The 16,176-nt window shown below is 65.4% G+C and carries 17 protein-coding genes; 5 read left to right on the top strand and 12 right to left on the bottom strand.

The genetic code is table 11. The features are described from left to right. Nucleotides 1-29 precede the first annotated feature (29 nt). On the top strand, nucleotides 30-404 hold the full coding sequence (locus JQ587_RS17965; protein WP_128954176.1) for a response regulator: 375 nt from the start codon (nucleotides 30-32) through the stop codon (nucleotides 402-404). A gap of 63 nt (nucleotides 405-467) precedes the next feature. Here JQ587_RS17965 and JQ587_RS17960 read toward each other — a convergent pair whose 3' ends face one another. Further along, complete coding sequence (locus JQ587_RS17960) at nucleotides 468-3,077, bottom strand: TIGR02302 family protein (RefSeq protein WP_212426124.1); 2,610 nt, start codon at nucleotides 3,075-3,077, stop codon at nucleotides 468-470. Between the two features lie 177 nt (nucleotides 3,078-3,254). On the opposite strand from JQ587_RS17960, the gene JQ587_RS17955 reads away from it, so the two are divergent. Next, nucleotides 3,255-3,638: a carboxymuconolactone decarboxylase family protein gene (locus JQ587_RS17955; protein ID WP_212426123.1), complete on the top strand. Its 384-nt coding sequence runs from the start codon at nucleotides 3,255-3,257 to the stop codon at nucleotides 3,636-3,638. A gap of 140 nt (nucleotides 3,639-3,778) precedes the next feature. Then, nucleotides 3,779-4,687, top strand: coding sequence for an NAD(P)-dependent oxidoreductase (locus JQ587_RS17950; protein ID WP_212297323.1), 909 nt, complete (start codon nucleotides 3,779-3,781; stop codon nucleotides 4,685-4,687). Between the two features lie 80 nt (nucleotides 4,688-4,767). On the opposite strand, the gene lysA is transcribed toward JQ587_RS17950, so the two are convergent. From lysA to argH, 3 genes are all read right to left on the bottom strand, one after another. Next, nucleotides 4,768-6,033 carry a diaminopimelate decarboxylase gene (gene lysA / locus JQ587_RS17945; protein WP_212297324.1) on the bottom strand — a complete coding sequence of 422 codons (1,266 nt, stop codon included), beginning with the start codon at nucleotides 6,031-6,033 and terminating at the stop codon, nucleotides 4,768-4,770. Nucleotides 6,034-6,057: 24 nt separating this feature from the next. Further along, on the bottom strand, nucleotides 6,058-6,348 hold the full coding sequence (gene lptM / locus JQ587_RS17940; protein WP_212297325.1) for an LPS translocon maturation chaperone LptM: 291 nt from the start codon (nucleotides 6,346-6,348) through the stop codon (nucleotides 6,058-6,060). 93 nt (nucleotides 6,349-6,441) lie between these two features. After that, nucleotides 6,442-7,839, bottom strand: coding sequence for an argininosuccinate lyase (gene argH / locus JQ587_RS17935; RefSeq protein ID WP_212426122.1), 1,398 nt, complete (start codon nucleotides 7,837-7,839; stop codon nucleotides 6,442-6,444). 101 nt (nucleotides 7,840-7,940) lie between these two features. On the opposite strand from argH, the gene tlpA reads away from it, so the two are divergent. Beyond that, nucleotides 7,941-8,606 (top strand): thiol:disulfide interchange protein TlpA, encoded by a 666-nt coding sequence (tlpA, locus tag JQ587_RS17930; protein WP_212297327.1) that lies wholly within the window; start codon nucleotides 7,941-7,943, stop codon nucleotides 8,604-8,606. A gap of 6 nt (nucleotides 8,607-8,612) precedes the next feature. On the opposite strand, the gene JQ587_RS17925 is transcribed toward tlpA, so the two are convergent. The 6 genes from JQ587_RS17925 to JQ587_RS17900 all read right to left on the bottom strand — a co-directional run bounded on the left by JQ587_RS17925 (nucleotide 8,613) and on the right by JQ587_RS17900 (nucleotide 12,773). After that, nucleotides 8,613-8,807 (bottom strand): putative motility protein, encoded by a 195-nt coding sequence (locus JQ587_RS17925; protein ID WP_212297328.1) that lies wholly within the window; start codon nucleotides 8,805-8,807, stop codon nucleotides 8,613-8,615. 199 nt (nucleotides 8,808-9,006) lie between these two features. After that, complete coding sequence (locus tag JQ587_RS17920) at nucleotides 9,007-9,888, bottom strand: 3-hydroxybutyryl-CoA dehydrogenase (protein WP_212297329.1); 882 nt, start codon at nucleotides 9,886-9,888, stop codon at nucleotides 9,007-9,009. A 210-nt stretch (nucleotides 9,889-10,098) separates the two neighbouring features. Continuing rightward, entirely contained in the window at nucleotides 10,099-11,043 is a 945-nt protein-coding gene (locus JQ587_RS17915) for an electron transfer flavoprotein subunit alpha/FixB family protein (RefSeq protein ID WP_212426121.1), read from the bottom strand. Then, nucleotides 11,043-11,792: an electron transfer flavoprotein subunit beta/FixA family protein gene (locus JQ587_RS17910; protein WP_018646529.1), complete on the bottom strand. Its 750-nt coding sequence runs from the start codon at nucleotides 11,790-11,792 to the stop codon at nucleotides 11,043-11,045. Before JQ587_RS17910 ends, JQ587_RS17915 begins: the two co-directional genes overlap by 1 nt. 125 nt (nucleotides 11,793-11,917) lie before the next feature. Further along, nucleotides 11,918-12,490, bottom strand: coding sequence for a cob(I)yrinic acid a,c-diamide adenosyltransferase (locus tag JQ587_RS17905; RefSeq protein ID WP_212426120.1), 573 nt, complete (start codon nucleotides 12,488-12,490; stop codon nucleotides 11,918-11,920). Nucleotides 12,491-12,578: 88 nt separating this feature from the next. After that, nucleotides 12,579-12,773, bottom strand: coding sequence for a twin transmembrane helix small protein (locus JQ587_RS17900; RefSeq protein ID WP_212297332.1), 195 nt, complete (start codon nucleotides 12,771-12,773; stop codon nucleotides 12,579-12,581). Between the two features lie 329 nt (nucleotides 12,774-13,102). Between JQ587_RS17900 and JQ587_RS17895 the strand changes: the two genes are divergently transcribed. Further along, nucleotides 13,103-13,996, top strand: a complete 894-nt coding sequence (locus JQ587_RS17895; protein WP_212297333.1) for a YihY/virulence factor BrkB family protein — start codon at nucleotides 13,103-13,105, stop codon at nucleotides 13,994-13,996. Here the strand turns inward: JQ587_RS17895 and JQ587_RS17890 are convergent. Together JQ587_RS17890 and gluQRS are read right to left on the bottom strand one after the other, a co-directional pair. Continuing rightward, entirely contained in the window at nucleotides 13,923-15,191 is a 1,269-nt protein-coding gene (locus JQ587_RS17890; RefSeq protein WP_212426119.1) for an ATP-binding protein, read from the bottom strand. The genes JQ587_RS17895 and JQ587_RS17890 overlap by 74 nt on opposite strands. Nucleotides 15,192-15,295: 104 nt before the next feature. Further along, entirely contained in the window at nucleotides 15,296-16,165 is an 870-nt protein-coding gene (gene gluQRS, locus JQ587_RS17885) for a tRNA glutamyl-Q(34) synthetase GluQRS (protein ID WP_212426186.1), read from the bottom strand. Between the last annotated feature and the right edge of the window lie 11 nt (nucleotides 16,166-16,176).

Below are 16,176 nucleotides of genomic sequence, written 5' to 3'. Positions count from 1 at the left end.
CACGGGAGGTTGGTCCCAAGGTTGGTGTCATGCCGAAAGTACTGATCGCCGATGACGAGGATTCGATGCGCCAATTGGTGGCGCGTGCCATCGCCATGGACGGCCACGAGACCGTCACCGCGCAGGACGGCGCCGAGGCGCTCGAAATCCTGACGCGCGAGGACGGCGCGTTCGACCTGTTGCTCACCGACATCCAGATGCCCGTCATGGACGGCATCGCGCTGGCGCTTTCCGCCGCGCGCGATTTTCCCGACCTGACTATTCTGCTGATGACCGGCTTTGCCGATCAGCGCGAGCGCGCCTCGAATTTGAACGCGCTGGTGCACGACGTCGTGACAAAACCGTTCTCGGTCGCCGATATCCGCACGGCCGTGGCGGATGCGCTTGCGGCGAAGAAGGGGTAGCGGCTCCGCACACTCGGTGTCGTCCTGGCGCAGGCCGGGACGACACTGGGAGAGAGCCGGGCCTCAAAAATCCTTCAGCAGCCGCTCGATATAATCGAGCTCGATCTGCGGGCGCGAGGGGTCGCCGAGGCGGCGGCGGAGTTCTTCGAGGATGCGGCGGACGCGCTGCACGTCGATCTCGCCGGGGATCTTGACCGTGTAATCGTCATCGATACTGCCGCGACGAAGAGGCCGGCCGAGCGGGTCGGTCTGGTTGCCGCCGCTCTGCTGGCGCCCGGCGCGATTGCCGGGGCCGTCACCCTGGCCGTCGCCATCGCCCTGCTGCATCGCCTCGGCCATCTTCTGCGCGCCCTTGCGCATGGCATCCAGCGCCTTGCCTTGCGAGTCCACCGCACCGTCGGCGTTGCCGTCGCCAAGCTTCGAGCCCGCATCACCCATGGCGCTGTCGGCGGAATCGAGCCCGCCATCATCGTCGCCCTGGTCGGCGTCCTGATCGCCATCCTGCCCCTGGTCGCCTTGCTGACCCTGCTGGCCCTTCTGTCCCTGCTGGCCTTTCTGCCCCTTCGGCGAGAGACCGCGCTTGGCCATCTCGTCCTGGAGCTTCTTCAAGCGGTCGCGCAGCGCCTGCTGGTCCTGCTGAAGATCCGACATCGACTGGTCGCCCGGCTGCTGCTTGCCGCGCATGCGATCGCGCCGGGAATCCTGGCCCTGCTTGTAGGTCTTGTCGCGCAATTGCTGCTGCTTGCGGATCATGTCGCCGAGCTCGTTCAGCGCCTGCTCCATGTCGCTCTCGCCGGACTGTCCCGGCTGCGCCATCTGAAGGCCCTCCAGCATCTGCTGGAGCTGATCGAGCAGCTGCTTGGCCGCTTCCTTGTCGCCGGAGCGCGACAGGCGCTCCATACGGTCGATCATGTTCTGAAGGTCCTGCTGGCGCAGGAACTTGGTGTTGGGATCGAGGGGACGCGCGAGCTGCTGAGCATCCTTGTTGTTGCGGAACTGCTCGGCGAGCTGGCGCATGAAATTGTCGAGCGCCGCCCGCAGATCCTGCGTGAGCTTCTTGATCTCCTCGTCGCTGGCGCCGCGTTCCAGCGCCTGCTTCAGTGCATCCTGCGCCGCGCGCAACGCCTTCTCGACGTCGGAGATGTTGCCGTCCTCGATCGTCACCGCGAGCGCCCACAGGCTTGCCACGACCTCACGCAACGCATCGTCGGTGCGCGCCGCCTCGAGCTGGCGCGCGACGTTGTAGAGGCCGAGATACTGCCCTGCCTCCTGCGTGAACAGCTCGGGCGCAATCATCAGCGCATCGAGCGCGGTGTAGACGTCGGAATTCTTATTGGCGTCGAGCGCGAGGATGCGGCGCTGCTCGATCAGCGCACGCGCAAGCGGCTTGGTGAACAGCCGCTCGGGCAGGCGCATATTGAAAGGTTCGCTTCGGGCCTCGTTGCCGGCTTCGTCCTTGGCGGTGAGGGTCAGCGTGACATCGGCACCGGCATAGGGATCCTCGCTGAGATCCTTCACCGTCTGGCCGACGCCGTTACGGGTGTGCGCATTGGGCAACACCAGCGGAAACTGCGGCGGCTGGAACAGCGGCCGCGCCGCGGTCTTGCCGTCGCCGTCCTTACCCGCATCGGCGGAACGCGTGGCGACCTGCGCCTCGGCGCCGGTGACGCCGTAATCGTCCTCGATCTTGTAGACGAGCTGGAGCGCACCGCGCGCCTGGCGCTCCGGATCCTTGGCGAGCGCGATCGTCGGCGGACGGTCCGGCGTCGCAGCGAAGGCCCATTGCGGCTGGCCCGAGGGCGCGCGGACATGCGCGGTGCCGTCGCCGGTAATGGTGAAATGCTTCTCGTTGGTGCCCTTGGGCGTGGCCTCAGCCGGCGCGACTTCCTTGAGGCCGCCGGACACGACGACATCCAGGCTGCCACCGGAGGAGCGCACGATCAGCGTCGACCCGGCGGGAACGCCGAGCGGTCCGGAGGCCGGAAGCGCTGCGGCCTCCTTGTTCGCGGCCGACAGGATCACGGGCGGCTTGCCGGTGTAGAGCGGCGGCGTGACCCAGGCGTCGACGCGGATATTGGTGGGCGTCAGCACGCCGTTCCAGTCGAACGCCGCGCCGAGCCGCATCGCGCGCTCGTCGCCGGCGGCGAAGAAGGTCGCAACCAGCATCACCATGACCAGCGCACGCAGCGCCCAGGGGTCGTGGAGAGCGAGGCGCGGGTGCGGCAAGCCGGCGCGGATGCGCTTGAGCGAGGCCAACGTGCGCTCGCGCTGCGCCTGCCAGAGCGCCTGCGCGATCGGATCCTGCGAACTCAGCGTGTCCGTCAGCGTCGTCGCGGGCCGGTGGCGGATGCCCGAGCCGCGATCGAGCCGGGCGAGCGCCTCCTCGCGGCGCGGCCAGCGAAAGCGAATCAGGGGGAACAGGGCGCCAGCGGCAAGCCCTGCGAAAACGACGAGGCCAATGGCACGCGCGACAAAGGGCAGCGCAAGCCAGAGACCGGCCCAGGACACCGCCAGAAACAGGCCGACAACGGTAAGAACGCGCGCCAGAGCGGGCCAGGCACGCTCCCACGCGATGGCATAGGTGGACCGCTCGAGGGCCTGCGCCAGCTTCAACCGCGACAGAGCGTCGCCATCGCGGATCGGGTCTGACGGGTCGGGGGTGACGCCGTTCAATCAACTCTCCAGGTTGCCCGGTAGAGAAGCGTACCACAACGGCAGCACTGAGGCATCCGTTCCCGTACGGGAGACACCCCTTTTCCCGCATAACACGAGGACGTGACTGGCCCAGCTCAACCCCGTAATTTCCGCGCCGCCATCCCAAGGAAACGCCAGGGAAATAGAGGAAACGTCATGGACAAGAAGATGCACGACAAGGGCCTGGAGGTCCGCAAAGCGGTACTGGGTGAGGCCTATGTCAACAACGCGCTGAGGAACGTCGACGATTTCAACCGTCCGTTCCAGGAGATGCTCAATGAATATTGCTGGGGCACGGTGTGGGGCCGCGAGGAGCTGCCGCGCAAGACCCGCAGCATGCTCAACATCGCGATGATCGCGATCCTCAACCGCCAGCACGAGTTTCGCGCCCATCTGAAGGGCGCGCTCACCAACGGCGTCAGCCGCGACGAGATCCGCGAGATCCTGATGCAGGTCGCGATCTATGGCGGCATGCCCGCCGCGGTCGACAGTTTCCGCATCGCGCGCGAGGTGTTCGCGGAGATCGACGGGAAGGCGTGAGGGCGCCAGCATTGGAATGAGGGTGGGGAAGTGAGGGACGCCACGTCCCTCCTCATCGTCGTCCTGGCTTTGGCCAGGACGACAACGAGAGAGGGAGCGCGCAGTTCGACAACAACGAAGACAAGAAACAAGGAAACACCATGGACATCGGATTCATCGGCCTCGGAAACATGGGTTTCCCGATGGCGCGGCGGCTGATCGAGGCCGGCCACAAGCTCGTCGTGTTCGACACCCGCAAGGAGGTCGTCGACAGGCTGGTCGCGCGGGGCGCGAGCGCTGCGACGTCGCCGAAGGACGTTGCCGACAAGGTCGAGACCGTGATGGCGAGCCTGCCGTCGCTGCAGGCCTCGCTCGACGTCGCGACGGGCGCAAACGGCGTGATCGAGGGAAGCCGTGCAAAACGCTTCATCGACCTCTCCACCGTCGGCTCGGCGATGGCTTCGAGGATTCACGGCCTGCTGGCGAAACGCAACATCGTGCAGATCGACTGCCCCGTCTCCGGCGGCGTCGGCGGCGCCGAGAAGGGCACGCTGGCGGTGATGGTGTCAGGGCCGAAGGCGGAATTCGAGCTGCTGAAGGGCGCGCTCGACGTGATCGGAAAGGTGTTCTTCATCGGCGAGAAGCCCGGCGCTGCGCAGACCATGAAGCTCGCCAACAATTTCCTCTCGGCCACCGCCATCGTGGCAACATCGGAAGCGGTGGTGATGGGCGTGAAGGCCGGGCTCGATCCCGCCGTGATGATCGACGTCATCAATTCAGGCTCCGGCATGAACACCGCGAGCCGCGACAAGTTTCCGCGCTCGGTGCTGCCGCGGACGTTCGACTTCGGCTTCGCCACCGGATTGATGGTGAAGGACGTGCGCCTGGCGCTGGAGGAGATGAAGCAGCTCGGCCTGTCGATGGAGGTCGCGGATGCGGTCGGGCGGCTGTGGGAGACCGTGATAGCTGCGGAAGGCGCCGAGTCCGATTTCACCGCGGCGATCAAGCCGATCGAGAAGAAGGCGGGTGTCATCGTGGGCGGAGCGAAGGGCGGTTTGGCGGGGAAGTAGCACTACATGCTCTGCCGTCGTCCCGGCGAAGGCCGGGACGACAGCGAGGATGAGGCGCGGTTGTACCGCTCCTCAACGGCTCACAGCCACGGCGCTGGCGTATCCATTGCGATGAGCTGCTCGACCTCGATGCGCGGGCGCACCACTGCGTATTGATCGCCCTTCACCAGCACCTCCGGCACCAGCGGCCGCGTGTTGTAGGTGCCGGCCTGCACGGCGCCATAGGCACCTGACGTCATGACGGCGATGAGATCACCCGGCTTCGGCGTCGGCAGCGCACGGTCCAATGCGAGGTAGTCGCCGGTCTCGCAGACCGGGCCGACGACATCGGCCATGATCATGGCCGCGCCCTTGGCCGGTTGCATCACCGGCAGGATGTCGTGATGCGCCTCATACAGCGTCGGGCGAATGAGGTCGTTCATGGCGGCGTCGATGATGACAAAGTTCTTGCCGTCGCCGTGCTTCACGTAGATCACCTTGGCGACGAGGATGCCGGCATTGCCGACGATCATGCGGCCAGGCTCGAACATCAGCGTGCAGCCGAGATTGTGGCTAACGCGCTTGACCATGGCGGCATAGGCATCCGGCGCCGGCGGCGCCTCGCGATCCATGTAATAGGGAATGCCGAGCCCGCCGCCGAAATCGACATGCGAAATGTTGTGGCCGTCGGAGCGCAGGGTCTGCACGAAATCGGAGAGGATGCGGAACGCCGTCTCCATCTTGGAGAGGTCGGTGATCTGGCTGCCGATATGCACGTCGGTGCCGGTGACCTCGATCCCCGGCAGCTTCGCCGCGCGGGCGTAAACTTCGCGGGCGTGAACGATCGGGATGCCGAACTTGTTCTCGGACTTGCCGGTCGAAATCTTGGCGTGCGTACCGGCGTCGACGTCCGGATTGACGCGGATGGAGATACGCGCGGTCTTGCCCATCTCGGTCGCAAGGCGCGACAGCAGCTCGAGCTCGGGCTCGGATTCGACGTTGAGACAGAGAATGTCGGCGGCGAGCGCGGCGCGCAGCTCGGTCTCGGTCTTGCCCACGCCGGAGAACACGATCTTGCTGCTGGGGATGCCGGCCGCGAGCGCGCGCTTCAGTTCACCACCGGAAACGACGTCAGCCCCGGCCCCCAGCTTCGCCAGCGTGCGCAGCACCGACTGGTTGGAGTTCGCCTTCATGGCGTAACAGACCAGCACCTTCTCGCCGGCAAAGGCATCGGCGAAGACGCGATAGTGCCGCTCCAGCGTTGCGGTCGAATAGCAATAGAACGGCGTGCCGACGGTTGCGGCCAGCTCGGACAGGTTCACCGCCTCGGCGTGCAGCACGCCGTTGCGATAGTCGAAATGGTTCATGGCGTTGGCTCAGTTGCCCCAGCCTTAGCGGCTGGGCTTTTCGTCCAGGAGCGGGTCGAGAATAAACGGTTTTTTTCTGCCCTTGGTCGCCGCCGGCGCGGCTTCCGCGCCGTAGGTCGGATTGAACACGCTCGGCGCCTTCTGGGCTTCGGTCTCGGTGTCGGTCGGTGCGGCGATGTTGGCCGTGGACGCGCCGGAGGCCGTCGGCGGCAGGTCGAGCGGCCCCTTGCGGCCGCAGCCGGCGAGCGCAAGCGCGCTCACGCTCAAGACAATGATGGCCCACCCCGACCCGGCCGGGCGAAACTTTGACGTCACGACGAAATCCCCACTACGCGGGGCGCACCATACAGAGATTGGCGCGCTCTGGCGAGAGCCGGATGACCATGAAACATAAGCGAAATTTTGCCTTCAGCCCAATTTTCGCTCTTTTTCCAGCCGCTTCGCCCAGGCCTTGGCCTGCGACGTCACGTTCTTCGGCGCGGTGCCGCCGAAGCTGGTGCGGCTCTTCACCGACGATTCGACCGAGAGCACGCCGAGCACATCCTTGGTGATCTTGGGCTCGATCGCCTGCATCTCCTTTAGCGGCAGCTCGTGCAGCGCCACGCCGCCCTCGGCCGCCTTGGCGACGATGCGGCCTGTGACGTGGTGGGCCTCGCGGAAGGGCATCTTCAGCGTCCGCACCAGCCAGTCGGCGAGATCGGTCGCGGTGGCATAGCCCTCGCCGGCGGCGGCCTTCATCTTGGCCTCGTCGGGCACGAGGTCGCGGACCATGCCGGTCATGGCGCGGATCGCCAGCGACAGCGCGGCAAAGCCCTCCATGGCGCCCTGCTTGTCCTCCTGCATGTCCTTTTGATAGGCGAGCGGCAGACCCTTCATCACGATCAGGAGACCGTTGAGCGCACCGATCACGCGGCCAGTCTTGGCGCGCACGAGCTCAGCGGCGTCCGGATTGCGCTTCTGTGGCATGATCGAGGAGCCCGTGGTGAACTTGTCGCTGAGGCGGATGAGGCCGACCAGCGGCGAGGTCCAGATCACGATCTCCTCGGCAAAACGCGACATGTGCACGGCACAGATCGAGGCGGCCGACAGCGTCTCCAGCACGAAGTCACGGTCGGAGACTGCGTCCAGCGAATTCGCCATCGGACGGTCGAAGGCCAGCGCCTTCGCGGTGGCGTGGCGGTCGATCGGGAACGAGGTGCCGGCGAGCGCGGCCGCGCCGAGCGGGGATTCATTGAGCCGCTTGCGCGCATCCTGGAAACGGCCGCGATCGCGCGCGGCCATCTCGACATAGGCAAGCAGATGGTGGCCGAACGTCACGGGTTGCGCGGTCTGCAGATGCGTGAAGCCGGGCATCACTGTCCCGGCGTGCTCCAGCGCGCGTTCCACCAGCGCCCGCTGGAACGCGGCGAGTGCCATGTCGGTCTCGTCGACGATGTCGCGGACATAGAGACGGAAGTCGGTCGCGACCTGGTCGTTGCGCGAGCGCGCGGTGTGCAGGCGGCCGGCGGCGGGACCAATCAGCTCCGACAGGCGGCTCTCGACATTCATGTGGATGTCCTCGAGCGCGCGCTTGAACTCGAAGCCGCCCTTGCCGATCTCTGACAAAATCGTGTCTAGACCCTTGCCGATATTTTTCGCATCAGAGGCCGTGATGATGCCGTTCGCGGCAAGCATCGCGGCGTGGGCCTTGGACGCGGCAATGTCCTGGGCAAAGAGGTGACGATCGACGTCGATGGAGACGTTGATCTCTTCCATGATCTCATCGGGACGTTCCGAGAACCGGCCGCCCCACATCTTGTTGCTCATGATCCCCTGCTCACGCCTTGCTTTGCCGCATGTTTGCTGGCGAAGGCCAGCCGTATTAAGAGGCCCCTGATAGCCATATCTGCGACCGGATGACAAACGATATGCTCGACCAGAAGCCTTCCGCCACGCGCCGGATCCCCATCGTCATCGCCACCGTGGTGATCGGCGGGCTGGCCGGGTTCGCTGCGCTCTACGGGCTGGGCCTGAGCCGGGGCCCATCAGGCGATCCGGCCTGCCGGGCGGCGGTGGCCACAGCCCAGAAGATCGCCCCGCTCGCTCATGGCGAGGTCGCGGCGCTGACCATGGCAAGCGCGCCCCTGAAGCTACCGGATTTGGCCTTCGAGGACGCCGACGGCAAGCCGAGGAAGCTGTCGGATTTCCGGGGCAAGACGGTGCTGGTCAACCTCTGGGCCACCTGGTGCGTGCCGTGTCGAAAAGAGATGCCGGCGCTGGACCAGCTCCAGACCAAGCTGTCGGGCCCGAATTTCGAGGTGGTGGCGATCAATATCGACACCCGCGACCCCGAGAAGCCGAAGAGCTTCCTGAAAGACGCCAATCTAACCAGGCTCGGCTATTTCACCGACCAGAAAGCCAAGGTTTTCCAGGACCTTAAGGCAATAGGCCGGGCGCTGGGCATGCCGACCTCGGTGCTGGTCGACCCGCAGGGCTGCGAGATCGCGACGATCGCGGGGCCGGCGGAATGGGCAAGCGACGACGCGCTCAAGCTGCTCCGCGCCGCGCTGGGACCGGCCGCGGCGTCCCTTTAAGGGAGTTCAGGCGGTGACGTTGAGGTTGCCGCCGACGCCTGGGCCGACATTGGCAAGGGAGGGCTGGCCGGCGCCCATCAGGGTCAGGACGGTGGATTTCTCCATGTCCATGTTCTGCTTCGTCAAGGTCGCCGCGATATTCGACTGCAGCGCGCCCTGCTGAGAGGCCAGCATGGTGCTGACCATCGCCATCATGTCCATACGCAAACCCTCTTACCGGCGGCAGCCTAGGGCGGATGAGTTAACGCGACATGAATTGTCACATGGTCGCCCCACGGCCGAGGCGCCATAGGGCGGGCAAAGGGAAGGCGTGACCACCAAACCCATTGCATGATTTGAGACATGGTGGGCACGGCGCTTTGCGCCTTTGCCACCCTGCTACGACTACGACCCTGCCGCCTTATCGCGTCGGAACCGGCTTGGCGCCGCGATAGTCGTAGAAGCCGCGCTGGGTCTTGCGGCCGAGCCAGCCGGCCTCGACGTATTTCACCAGCAGCGGGCACGGCCGGTACTTGGAGTCGGCCAGCCCCTCATGCAGCACCTGCATGATCGACAGACAGGTATCGAGGCCGATGAAATCGGCAAGCTCGAGCGGGCCCATCGGATGGTGTGCGCCGAGCTTCATCGCCGCGTCGATCGCCTCGACGTTGCCGACGCCTTCATACAGCGTGTAGATCGCCTCGTTGATCATCGGCAGCAGGATGCGATTGACGATGAACGCCGGGAAGTCCTCGGAGACCGCGACCTGTTTGCCGAGCTTGGCGACGAATTCCTTGGACGCCTCGAAGGTCGAATCGTCGGTGGCGATGCCGCGGATCAGCTCCACCAGCTCCATCAGCGGCACCGGATTCATGAAGTGAATGCCGATGAAACGCTCGGGCCGGTCGGTGGCGGCGGCAAGGCGGGTGATCGAGATCGAGGACGTATCGGAGGCGACGATCGCCTCCGGCTTCAGCACCGCGCAGAGCTCGTGGAAGATCTTGCGCTTGACCTCTTCCTTCTCGACCGCGGTCTCAATCACGAGATCGCAGTCGGCGAGGTCGTCGAGCTTCTCGGCGAGCTTGATGCGCGCGAGCGCCTTGGCCTTGTCGTCCTCGGTCACGCCCTTTTTGGAGACCTGGCGCGCCAGATTGCCGTTGATGGTCGCCATGCCCGACTTGAGGCGGTCGGCTGAGATGTCGTTGAGCACCACGTCGAAGCCGGCCAGGGCCGCCACATGCGCAATGCCATTGCCCATCTGACCCGCGCCGATCACGCCGACCTTCTTGATTACTGCCGCCATAATGTCATCCACCGGAACGGCGCGCATATCGCGCCCTGCCTAATCCCCTGAGCCGGGAGAGCCGATTTAATCAGAACCTCGATTAGATCAGAATCCTGGCTCGAAACCTAGATTGGATCGCTTCGAAGCCGTGCCCCACGCCAAAGAAAACGCCTCAGAAATGAAACACCGGCCGGAGCTTATACCTCCGGCCGGTGTTTTTAGCGCGTTTTACTTGCCGAGCTTGCCGAGTTCGGCGGTCAAATCCGGAACCGCCTGGTAGAGGTCGGCGACCAGGCCGTAATCGGCAACCTGGAAGATCGGCGCGTCCTCGTCCTTGTTGATCGCGACGATCACCTTGGAGTCCTTCATGCCGGCCAGATGCTGGATCGCGCCGGAAATGCCCACCGCGACATAGAGCTCGGGGGCCACGACCTTGCCGGTCTGGCCGACCTGCCAGTCGTTCGGCGCATAGCCGGCGTCGACCGCCGCGCGCGAGGCACCGACGCCGGCGCCGAGCTTGTCGGCGAGCGGCTCGATATACTTGGCAAAGTTCTCGCGGCTCTGCATGGCACGGCCACCGGAAACGATGATCTTGGCCGAGGTCAGCTCGGGACGGTCGCTCTTGGCGACTTCCTCGCCGACGAAGGTCGACAGGCCCGGATCGGCCGCCGCCGCAACGTTCTCGACCGGCGCGCTGCCGCCCTCGCCTGCTGCGGCGAAGGTGGAGGTACGGACGGTGATGACCTTCTTGGCGTCCTTCGACTTCACCGTCTGGATGGCGTTGCCGGCGTAGATCGGACGCTCATAGGTGTCGGGGGCGACGACCTTGATGATCTCGGAGACCTGCATCACGTCGAGCAGAGCGGCGACGCGCGGCATCACGTTCTTGAAGCGCGAGGTCGCAGGCGCGACGATCGCGTCATAGGACGGGGCCAGCGAGACGATCAGCGCGGCCAGCGGCTCGGCGAGATCGTGCGCATAGGTCTCGCCATCGGCGAGCAGCACCTTCTTCACGCCGGCAAGCTTGGCCGCGGCGTCCGCAGCGGCTTTGGCGTTCTGGCCCGCCACCAGCACCTCGACGTCGGCGCCGAGCGCTGCGGCCGCGGTCAGGGCCTTGTTGGTTGCATCCTTCAACGACGCATTGTCGTGTTCGGCAATCAGAAGCGTCGTCATCAGAGCACCCCGGCTTCGTTCTTGAGTTTGGACACCAGCTCGGCGACGTCCTTGACCTTGACGCCCGCCTTGCGGCCTGCCGGTTCAGTCGTCTTGAGAACTTCGAGGCGCGCAGCGACGTCGACGCCGTAATCGGCGACGGTCTTCTCCGCGATCGGCTTCTTCTTGGCCTTCATGATGTTGGGCAGCGAGGCGTAGCGCGGCTCGTTGAGACGCAGGTCGGTGGTGACGATCGCCGGTCCCTTGAGCTTCACGGTCTGCAGGCCGCCGTCGACTTCACGGGTCACCTTGAAGTCAGAACCTTCGACTTCGAGCTTCGAGGCAAAGGTCGCCTGCGACCAGCCCAGCAGCGCAGCCAGCATCTGGCCGGTCTGATTGCTGTCGTCGTCGATCGCCTGCTTGCCGAGAATGATCAGGCCGGGCTGCTCTTCGTCCGCAACCTTCTTCAGGATCTTGGCGACCGCGAGCGGCTCGACGGTGCCCTCGGCCTTCACCAGGATGCCGCGATCGGCGCCCATGGCAAGACCAGTGCGGATCGTTTCCGACGCCTGCGCAGGTCCAATGGACACCACCACAACCTCGGTCGCCTTGCCGGCTTCCTTCAGGCGCAGCGCTTCCTCGACCGCGATTTCGTCGAACGGGTTCATCGACATCTTGACGTTGGCGAGTTCAACGCCCGATCCATCGCCCTTGACGCGGACCTTGACGTTGTAATCGACCACCCGCTTTACCGGCACTAAGACCTTCATCGATCCTCTTTCACTCAATTTGGGAGGGGGGTATTCAACTGGCGCGGAACCTAAAGGCCTGATCCGGCCCGGTCAACGCGCGAAAGGGCCTAATTTTAGCCCCCTGAAATGCCGACCTCAATGGGTCAGCGATTCTGGCCCGGAACCCAGAGCACATCGCCGGCGCCGTTATGGTTAGCAGCGCGGCTGGCCACGAACAGGAAGTCCGACAGGCGATTCATATATTGGATGCCAGCTGCGCCGACCGGCTCTCCGGGCTGGGCCGCCAGTTCCACCATCACGCGTTCCGCCCTGCGGCAAATCGTACGGGCAACATGGAGGTAGGCGGCGGCCGGCGTACCGCCCGGCAGCACGAAAGACGTCAGCGGCGCGAGCTTGTCGTTGAGCGCGTCGATGTCGTGCTCGAGCCGCTCGACCTGGCTCGCCACCACCCGCAGCCGTTCCGCCTTACCCTCGCGCTCGGGCACAGCAAGATCGGCGCCGAGATCGAACAGATCGTTCTGGATGCGGCCGAGCATCGCATCGAGCTCCGGCGCTTCCTTCGTGTGCAGGCGCACCACGCCGATCGCGGCATTGGTCTCATCGACCGTGCCATAGGCCGCGATGCGCAAATCATATTTCGGACGGCGCTCCCCGGTTCCGAGCGCTGTCGTGCCGTCGTCACCGGTCTTCGTGTAGATGCGGTTGAGCACGACCATGAAAGTCTCCTTGTTCTCAGGGCATGATCTTGTCGCAAAACCGCTTCACACTTTGCGCGACCGCGGCCCTTCGGGTCCGGATCATGCCCTACCGCCCCATCGCCCAGACCGCGATCATGGCGATGACAATCGCGATGAACTGAAGCAGCACGCGCCAGCGCATCAATTTCTGCGAGGTGTTGGGCGAGCCGCCACGCATCATGTTGACGAGGCCGAGCAGCAGCACCAACGCCACGGCGCCGGCTGCCACCGGCAAGATGAAAGTACTCAGGAGAGATGCCATTTGGGGGTGATAACACCGTGTGCGGCAGTCCGCCATGGCGTTCCCAATCTGGCTTTCAGGCCGATAATGTCAGAAGCTAGCGGCATGATTTCCGATTTGCGCATGCGGCCCGTCCTGTTCGCCTCTCCCTGCTTGCGGGGAGAGGCCGGAATAAGTGCGCAACGCGGATTTCGGGTGAAGGGGAGCCTCCGCGAGTCTCCCTCTCTCGGCCCCTGCGGTGAGTCCCCCTCACCCGCCGCGCGTTCCGCGCGTCGGCCTCTCCCCGCAAGCGGGGCGAGGCGAATTCGGGCCGCGAGCGAAGAGAGAGCAGCGTTGCTCTGGAGCAAGCCGTGAAAGCGATCCGCACCATCTACGTCGTCGTGGAGGACGCGTTCTACACGTTCCTGGCCGACGACGGCTGGGCGATCTCGAGCCATATCGCGCTGTCGACGCTGATGGCGCTGTTCCCTTTCCTGATCGTGCTGACCTCGCTCGCCGGCTTCTTTGGCTCCAAGGAGCTCGCCGACCAGGCCGCCAGCCTGATGCTCGAGGTCTGGCCCAAGCAGGTCTCCGATTCGATCTCGGGCGAGGTGCACGACGTGCTGACCACCACCCGCTCCGGCGTGCTGACCATCGGCGCGGTGCTATCGGTCTATTTCGCCTCGAACGGCGTCGAGGCGCTCCGGGTCGCGCTCAACCGCGCCTACGCGGTGGTGGAGATGCGGCGCTGGTACTGGCTGCGGCTGGAGTCGATCGGCTACACGTTGGTCGCGGCCTTCACCGCGCTCGCCATGGCGTTCCTGATCGTGCTCGGCCCGCTGCTCATCGAAGCTGCGCGGCGCCACATTCCGCTGTTCGTCGAATCCAACGAAAGCATCCTCACCTGGCTGCGCTACGGCATCACCATCGCCGCGCTGGTGGTGGCGCTGTTCATCCTGCACGCCTGGCTGCCGGCGGGGCGGCGCAGCTTCGTGCAAATCCTGCCCGGCATCGTCTTCACGATGGTGGCGTCCCTGATCTCGGGCGTCGTGTTCGGGCAATATCTGGCCCGCTTCGCCAATAATTACGTGACGATGTATGCGGGGCTGGCCTCGGTGATCATCGCGCTGGTGTTTCTGTACTTCATCGCCGCGATCTTCGTTTACGGCGGCGAGCTCAACGCCGCGATCATCAAGTCACGGCTTCCTCACGGCGTGTCGCTTCAAGCAGCGCAGTCGCTAAAGCCCGCGGGGACACAGGCTTGACCAGGAATGCGTCGGCGCCGGCCTCGCGCGACGCTGCCTCGTCCTCGCCACGGCCCGACACGCCGATGATCGGGATCTGAGCCAGCGGCGTCTGCATCTTACGAATCCGCCGGATCGCCTCGACACCGTCGATCCCCGGCAAGACCATGTCCATCAGTACGGCATCGAAGCCGCCTTGCGCGAGCCGGTTCACCGCATCCTCGCCGCGTCCGATGAACTCGGCATGATGGCCGAGTTCGGTCAGAATCGTGTTGAGGACGACGCGGCCGAATGGATTGTCCTCGACGCTGAGCACCCGCAGCGCCGCCAGCCCATTCGCCTTGTCGCCGTCGGCCTTGCGCGACTTCGCCGGCCCCGCCGCATCGAGCGTGACTGTCAGCATGAAGGTTGCGCCGCCGCCGCGCCGCGGCGCAACCGTGATGTCGCCGCCCATCGCCCGCGCCAGTTGCTTCACTGAGGACAGACCGAGCCCGGCGCCGCCGAACCGCGAGGCGATGGTGACATTGGCCTGGGTGAACGGACGGAACAGCCGCTTGATCTCGGCCATGGTCAGACCGATGCCGCTGTCGGAAATCGAGAAGGCAACACCGACCCGGCGCTTGTCCTTCTCTTTGCCCTTGCCGCCAGCCTTGCCCTTGGCGGGGCGCCAGGGCGCAGCCGAGATCGCCACGCCGCCCCGCTCGGTGAATTTGACTGCATTGTCGATCAGGTTTTCGAGCGCGGCACGGAGGCGGACGGGATCGCCGACCACGAGGCCCGGAAGCTTGTCGGAGATCTCGACTTTGGCCTGGAGCCCCTTGGCGGCGGCGCGACCGGCGAGCGAATCGCCGGTGCTACGGGCCAGCGCCCGCAGATCGAACAAATCCTGCCGCAACGTGCCGCCGCCCGCACCCTTGCCGGTCTTGGCGGCATCGACGAACAGCGTCGCAAGGTTCGCCAGATGCTCGGCACCGGCCTTGATGGTGTCGGCCCAGCGCCGCTCCCGCTCGCCGAGGTCGGAGGTCGAAAGCAGGTCGCTGATCGCGAGAATGCCGGTCAGGGGTGTGCGGACCTCATGGGCAAAGGCCGCAAGTGCCGCCTGGATCACGTCGGGCGCGACGGCGCCGGTGCTGCGCTTCTGCACTTTGCCGACCGCCCCGGACCGCTTCCGAGGCGGCTGCCTGGACTTTCGCGTGGTCCGCGTTTTCGCCGCCATAAATCCCCTTCGAAGCATCCCCTTCGAACCCCAGGCTCGAAGCCGAGCATGGCACGGCGGAACCCTCGGAGTCACGGCGGTGTTTGGCTAACCCCCAGAGAAACTTAGCCTAATCCCACGGACCTGCGGATACCCGCGGGCGAGACACCAGCCGCGCGCAACTCGCGCAGGCCGGTCGAACAGTCCGATTTCGACAGCTTCCGGCCGTCGGCGCCTCGAATCAGGGCGTGGTGGCGGTAGGCGGGTTCGGGCAGGTCGAGCAAAGCCTGGAGCAAGCGATGGACCGAGGTGGCGTGAAACAGGTCCTGGCCGCGCACGATCTCGCTCACGCCTTGAAGCGCGTCGTCGACCACCACGGACAGATGATAGCTGGTTGGAGTCTCCTTGCGAGCCAGGATGACGTCCCCCCACGCCTCGGGCCGCGCGGCGACCATGCCACGCTCGCCATCGGGCCCCTCGCCCAACTCATTCCAGGTCAGGCCGGCGACCCGCTGGCAGGCGACCGCCATGTCGAGCCGCAACGCGTAGGGCGCACCTGAAACGATCAGACGCGATCGCTCGCTGGCGGGCAGCGATTTCGCTTCGCCCGGATAGAGCGGAGCTCCGTCGGGATCGCGCGGCCATGGCCCATCGGCCTTGCACGCAGCGACCAGCCTGGCAATCTCGGCGCGGCTTTCGAACGCAGGATAAACGAGGCCGAGCGCGGAGAGCTTCTCCAACGCGGCACGGTAATCGGCGAGATGCTCCGACTGCCGCCGCACCGGCGTTTCCCAGTCAATCCCGAGCCAGGCGAGGTCCTCGTAGATCGCGGCCTCAAATTCCGGCCGGCATCGCGTGGCATCGATATCCTCGATCCGCAGCAACAAACGCCCGCCGGTCTCCCGGGCGCGGTCGAAATTGAGCAGCGCCGAATAAGCGTGGCCGAGATGCAGATGGCCGTTCGGGCTGGGGGCAAATCGGAAAACGGGTGGCATCATGCGACTGA

The organism is Bradyrhizobium manausense (genome assembly GCF_018130615.1).
Taxonomy (GTDB): domain Bacteria; phylum Pseudomonadota; class Alphaproteobacteria; order Rhizobiales; family Xanthobacteraceae; genus Bradyrhizobium; species Bradyrhizobium manausense_A.
This window is presented reverse-complemented; position numbering and strand designations above follow the sequence as displayed.